Raw genomic sequence first — 248 nt, 5'->3', positions numbered from 1 at the left:
ATTACGTGGTGTGGAACGTGAGTCATTCTCTGCATACGCCTCTGATGAGTGTGACCAACGCCATTAGTGGCATCATAGTCGTAGGCGCTCTGGTGCAGATGGACAGTGACAATACCGCTGTTTTAGTATTGTCGGGGATTGCGATATTGATCGCCTCAATCAACATTGCCGGTGGTTTCACCGTCACTCAGCGCATGCTGAAAATGTTCCGTAAAGACTAAGGGGAAAGATCAATATGTCTATAGGAT

1 protein-coding gene is annotated in these 248 nt (G+C 47.2%); it reads left to right on the top strand.

All coding sequences use genetic code 11. The features are described 5' to 3' along the window. The coding region (locus MTCD1_RS19925) for a proton-translocating transhydrogenase family protein (RefSeq protein WP_200818701.1) at window positions 1-221 on the top strand (221 nt) is incomplete at its 5' end. Window positions 222-248: the final 27 nt, after the last annotated feature.

Origin of the sequence: Colwellia marinimaniae (assembly GCF_002207865.1) — a bacterium.
Lineage (GTDB): Bacteria > Pseudomonadota > Gammaproteobacteria > Enterobacterales > Alteromonadaceae > Colwellia > Colwellia marinimaniae.
The sequence above is the reverse complement of the archived record's forward strand: the minus strand, read 5'-3'. Positions and strand labels throughout refer to the sequence as shown.